Below are 3378 nucleotides of genomic sequence, written 5' to 3' on the forward strand. Positions count from 1 at the left end.
GGAGGGGAAATGACGATGACGACGACCGACGTCGTAAAAGCCGATGCCGCCGCCGGTGAGCGGGGGCTGACCCGCAAGACCGCCCGCCGCCTCGCCTGGGCGGAGCGCACCGTGTACGGCGCCGCTGGCACCTGGGCCGCCGTCGGCCCACTGACGGACGTTCCCTGGTGGGCGCACGGCGCGGCCCTGGCCACCGGCGCCCTTACCGGCGTCGGCCTGTGGAAGCGCAGCGACACCGACGACTGGACGCGACGGCTGACCTCGTCCCTGCGGGCCCTGCCCGTGCTCGGCTGGACGGCCGCCTACACCGGCGGCCTGCTGGTCCCGGTCTTCGAGTACCCCAACGGGTGGCCGATGCTGGGTGCGGCCGCCTGGACGGCCGTGATGATCCCCATGACTCCCTGGACCCGCTCCAAGGGGCTGAAGCGGGCCGTCGACAACCTCCCGGTCCTCGCCGGTGAGTCGGAGGTCGTGGACGCGGAGCCGGTGACCTTCGCGGACCACATGCGGGTCCTGTGGAACCAGTCGCAGGCCACCGGGGACACCACCCTGGAGGGCATCCGCCAGTACGACCCCACCGAACCGGACTTCGAGGCGATCGTCCTGGCTCCCGCCGGCCACACCGTGCCGCGCACCCTGGACGAGCGGGCCATCGCCGGAGTCTTCGACGTCCCGGTCGACGCCGTAGCCACCGCGCCGGTGCCCGGGTACGGCCCGGGCCGCCTCGCCATCCAGGTCGCACCCCGCCTCGCCGAGGCCCGGCGCACGCAGGAGGCCCTGGAGGTGGAGGCGGAGGACCCCAGCGCCGCACTGGAACGGATCTGGGCCGAACACGTCAACTGCACCAACGGCGCCGCCCCCGGCGTCGACCTGGTCGCCTACAGCATCGGCGAGGACCAGATCCGGCTGCGGATCGCCGCCCCGCGCGGCAAGACGCTGCGGGTCAACCACGAGGCCCTGTGCTCCGCGCTCGGGATTGACGACATCTCCCGCCTCGTCATGGAGGGCGCGGGCCCGCGCGAAGCGGTCGTCTACATCTACCGGGCCAACCCCCTCCTCCACGTCAGGGCACCCACGAAGGAGGACCTGACGATGGACGACCGCGGCCGCATCTCCATCGGCGTCGCCCACGACGGCACGGTTGCCCGCATCCAACTGTTCAACTTCGACACGGGCCGTGCCCAGCACGGCATCACCGCCGGGACCACCGGCGCGGGCAAGTCCGGCCTGATGCGCCTCTTCGGCGCCGCACAGCGCATCTCGGGCGTCATCTCCTGGATGGCTGACGTCCAGGGCGGCATGTCGATGCCCGAGATGGAGGGCCGCATCGACTGGTTCGCCAAGGGCCCCGAAGAGACCATGCAGCAGCTCCGGGCCCTGCACGCGGTCAAGCGGTACCGCGAGGACCACAGCAACGGCCGCGGAGACTTCGACTTCCACGGCCAGTGGCGCCTGATCCAGTGGACGGGTGATGAGATCAACCGCCTGCTCTCCTCCCTGGACCAGGACATCCGCAAGGAAGCCGCGTGGATGATCGGTGACCTCCAGAAGACCGGTCAGAAGGTCGGCATCGGCGTCGACTTGGCGGTCCAGTCGCTCCACCTCAAGGAACTCGGCGACAACCACGAGATCCGCGAGAAGGGCAAGGAGGGCCACGTCTTCCTGCTCCGCACCGCCTCCTCGTCCACGCAGGGCATGGGCCTGGACGGCATCACTCCGATCGGCGCGCACGTCTCCCCCATCCCCGAGCGGATCTACGAGGGCGCCGGGGCGAAGGAGCTGTTCGAGGGCACCGCCGCCACTGAGGGCGTGCCGACGCCCGGCATGGGATGGCTGATCACGGAGGGCAAGGCGATCCTGTTCAGGACGTTCGTTCTGGAGAAGGTCAACGGCCTCTACCCCCAGCTCCAGGAGCTGATGGACGGCCACCCGATGCCCACCCTCACCGAGGGCGAAGCCCGCGCCGCCGGCGCCGCGTACGCCCACCGGGGCATCGCGGCCGCCGGAAAGGCCACAGGCGGCCCGTCACGGCCCTCTCGGGGCGGGGTCGACATGAACGCCCTCAACAGTGAGCTGGAGCGCATCACGGGCCTCCTGGAGGCCGACAACAAGGCCAAGGAGCAGGCTGCCGAGGAACTCCCCGAAGCGCCGTCGCCCATGGCGGCCGCCAAGGCGAAGGCCCCGACGATCCGCGAGCGGATTCTCACCGCGCTCCAGGGCCACCCCGACGGTCTGGCGCTCAAGGAGATCCGCGCCGCCGTCGGCTGCGGCACCGAGGGCGGCCCCGCCACCCGCAGCGTGAACAACGAGGTCAGCACGCTCGCCAACGAAGGCGGCCTCATCGCGCTCGGCAAGAGCGTCTACCGCCTGCCCTGACCCTCGAAAACGGCAGGGGACCGGCTACTCCGCAAAGACCGGCCGGTCCCCTGCCCACTCCCCCAACGCATCGAAGGAGCCACCCCAGTGAACCACCCCGACCGCCCCGCCGGCCGCGCGCTCAGCGAAGCCGAGGCGGAGGCCGAAGCCGCCCGGCTCATCGCCGAGGGGTACAGCAGCAACGCCCCGGTCGCCACCTTCTACAAGGATGTGGCGCCCGTGCCCGCCATCGGCTACGCCCCGCCTGTCCAGCAGGACGGCCGGGCCCCCATGAGCCAGCGCGCCACCGATGCCAGCGTCCTGATGCTCGCGGGCGGCGGATCGGTGTCCATGGTCAGCGTGTCCGCCGGAATCCTGATGTACCTGTCCCAGTACGCCGACCCGGTCGTCTGCGGCATCGTCCTCGGGGCTCCCACGGTCGTCGTCCTCGCCCTCTGCCGCCTGGTCCGCCGGGCCAAGGAAGTCGTGGAGGCCGCACCGCCCGTCATCCACCAGCACTACGAGGGCACGGTCATCCAGGACAACACCGAGATCAACACCCACACCCGCGGCGTCATCGCCCGCACCCGCAACCACTTCGACCGCTGAGGGGAACACCGTGAAGCGACCCGGCAACGTCCTGACCGCCGTCCTCGAACGGCACGGCGAGCGCTGCGCCTGTCACGGCGCCTGCAGCGACAGCAAGAGGCACAAGGGCGACGACAAGCAGTGCAAAGCCACAAGCAGCGGCAAGAACAAGCCCCTGCTGGCCGCATCGCAGACCCCGCACCCCACAGACGTGCAGAACGCGGCCGCGCCGCTGGAGGAGCTGCGGCCCTGGTGCTGGCCCTGCTGGCGCGACGCGCTCGCCGCCGAGCGGGCACGCGCCAACGACCAGCGCGGCCAGGAACTCATGGAGATGCAGATCGGCCTGTTCGACGTCGACACCGACACCGACGCCGCGGCGTAGCACCCGATCCCCCCGCACAGGAGCGGCCGCGCACCCCCACGGGATGCGCGGCC

General features: G+C 71.2%; 3 protein-coding genes. All 3 read left to right on the forward strand.

Annotated elements, in window-relative coordinates:
• The first annotated feature begins 15 nt into the window (after window positions 1–15).
• Entirely contained in the window at window positions 16–2376 is a 2361-nt protein-coding gene (locus IEY86_RS35655; RefSeq protein ID WP_189136051.1) for a hypothetical protein, read from the forward strand.
• Between the two features lie 87 nt (window positions 2377–2463).
• Entirely contained in the window at window positions 2464–2964 is a 501-nt protein-coding gene (locus IEY86_RS35660) for a hypothetical protein (protein ID WP_189136052.1), read from the forward strand.
• Window positions 2965–2974: 10 nt separating this feature from the next.
• Window positions 2975–3325, forward strand: a complete 351-nt coding sequence (locus tag IEY86_RS35665; protein WP_189136053.1) for a hypothetical protein — start codon at window positions 2975–2977, stop codon at window positions 3323–3325.
• The last annotated feature ends 53 nt before the right edge of the window (window positions 3326–3378 follow it).

Source organism: Wenjunlia tyrosinilytica (assembly GCF_014646055.1).
In the GTDB taxonomy this organism is placed as follows: domain Bacteria; phylum Actinomycetota; class Actinomycetes; order Streptomycetales; family Streptomycetaceae; genus Wenjunlia; species Wenjunlia tyrosinilytica.

What these genes read in the sequence shown, in the direction of transcription:
- IEY86_RS35655 (WP_189136051.1), top strand. Translation starts at nt 16, where the DNA reads ATGACGACGACCGACGTCGTAAAAGCCGATGCCGCCGCCGGTGAGCGG.